General features: G+C 53.7%; 1 protein-coding gene and 2 pseudogenes. 2 read left to right on the forward strand and 1 reads right to left on the reverse strand.

Going from position 1 to position 1942, the window contains the following annotated elements; genetic code table 11:
• Window positions 1-148 precede the first annotated feature (148 nt).
• Window positions 149-1131: pseudogene (locus QZ506_RS07610) on the forward strand (quinone oxidoreductase).
• 404 nt (window positions 1132-1535) lie between these two features.
• On the opposite strand, the gene pspG reads toward QZ506_RS07610, so the two are convergent.
• On the reverse strand, window positions 1536-1757 hold the full coding sequence (gene pspG / locus QZ506_RS07615; RefSeq protein ID WP_291970164.1) for an envelope stress response protein PspG: 222 nt from the start codon (window positions 1755-1757) through the stop codon (window positions 1536-1538).
• 107 nt (window positions 1758-1864) lie between these two features.
• Here pspG and QZ506_RS07620 point away from each other — a divergent pair.
• Window positions 1865-1942 (forward strand): annotated as a pseudogene (locus QZ506_RS07620) (IS1 family transposase); the annotation flags it as partial.

Consider the following 1942-nt stretch of genomic DNA (forward strand, 5'->3'; position numbering starts at 1 on the left):
CCGCGCTGCTTGAGGGCCTTGTTATAAGAGGGCCAGTTGGTGATTTTAAAATTTTGTTTTGCCATGGAGACCTGATTTTGAAACAACTGTGGTGATCTGCTCCGATGATTACCCAAAAGTTCTATTTATTCAACAAAGCCGAGAAAACATGGCGAAACGCATTCAATTCAGCACCCACGGCGGCCCTGAGGTGCTGGAGTACGTTGATTTTACCCCGCGTGAACCGGCTGCGGGTGAAGTACAAATTGAAAACCGTGCTGTTGGGATCAACTTTATCGATACCTACGTGCGCAGTGGGCTTTATCCGGTATAGACCTTCCCGTCTGTGCTGGGCATTGAGGCGGCGGGAGTGGTGGCGAAAGTCGGCGCGGGCGTAAGTGGTTTTCAGGTCGGCGATCGCGTGGCGTACGCGCAAGCGGGGCTGGGCGCTTACAGTGCGGTGCACAACGTGGTGGCAGATCGCGTAGCGCATCTGCCAGAGGCCATCAGCTTTGAGCAGGGTGCGGCATCGTTCCTGAAAAGGCTGACGGTATACTACCTGCTGCGTGAAACCTATGAGATCAAATCCGGTGAGACATTCCTGTTCTACGCGGCCGCCGGTGGCGTTGGCCTGATCGCCTGCCGGTGGGCCAAGGCGCTGGGTGAGAAACTTATTGGTACGGTCGGGTCAGATGACAAGGCGGCGCTGGCGCGCCAGGCAGGTGCCTGGGCGACCATCAACTATCGCAGTGATAACATCGCGCAGCGGGTATTGGAATTAACCGATGGGCAGAAGGTGCCCGTGGTGTACGACTCGGTGGGTAAAGACACCTGGGAAGCCTCGCTCGACAGCCTGCAACGTCGCGGTTTGATGGTGAGCTTCGGTAACGCTTCCGGCCCGGTGACCGGCGTGAACCTGGGCATTCTGAATCAGAAAGGGTCGCTTTACGTGACGCGTCCGTCGCTGTTTGGCTATGTGACCAACCGGGCCGAACTGGATAAAGCGAGCTGTTTTCGCCGATTGCCCGCTGCGCTATCAAGGCAGATGTTTCTGCCAATCAGATCTTCGGGCTGTCGGAAGCGCAAAAGGCGCATTGTGCACTGGAGAGCCGTCAGACGCATGGTTCCTGCCTGCTGATCCCTGGACGATAAGTGAGCCACTGTAGTCTGTCGTAATGGCAATAATAGGCGGTCAGCGTAAAAAGTAAGGGCCCCAAACGGGGCCCTTGTTGCTGCATTATTTTTGATATTTCATCATGCTGTATGTAGAGTACAGCGTGGCGAACGTCAGCGCATCGAGGCGTAATTTTTTTGGATGATGATGCTCTGACGCGGATGAAATCATTTTTTATCGATTCGCGAGGCCGCGTGTCCTGTGCGTGTTACCGGTTACGCAAACCGCCTTGCTACATGGAGGCAGTCATAGTGACCAAGATCCGCCATCTTAACAGTTGCTTAGGGGAAAAAATATCTGCTGGCGCACAAAATTGGCGTAAATTACCGAGGATCGTGGTGATCAGAAGCGGTATTTGCCGCTGCCGTCACAACGCGTGGTATCAGCGGTAATCACGCAGCTGTTTTTGCTGCCAGTAACGCCACAGCCAGACAATAGCCACCGCCAGCAGCAGCCAGGGCAGCACTTTGATGGCGGTAACAACCAGCCCCCCCACCAGCATCACCACCGCAGCAATGACCAGTGCGCCCAGTACGCCAATCAGTGAAATCCCGGTGACCATTAGCATCACGAAAAAGCCCACAACGAACAAAAACTCCAGCATGATTTCTCTCCTCAATCAGATGTACCATACTAACGGCGCGTTCTGTGGGTCGTGTATTCAATATGTTGATTGCAGTGTGAAATGTCCGGTTTTGGATGTGGAATACAGTGGCTAAAGTTGATGTAAGATGCCCGTTTTGTGAACAGACATCTCCTGTGAAAAAACACGGTTATGGCAAAAGTGGC

Origin of the sequence: Candidatus Symbiopectobacterium sp., assembly GCF_020054415.1 — a bacterium.
In the GTDB taxonomy this organism is placed as follows: Bacteria; Pseudomonadota; Gammaproteobacteria; order Enterobacterales; family Enterobacteriaceae; genus Symbiopectobacterium.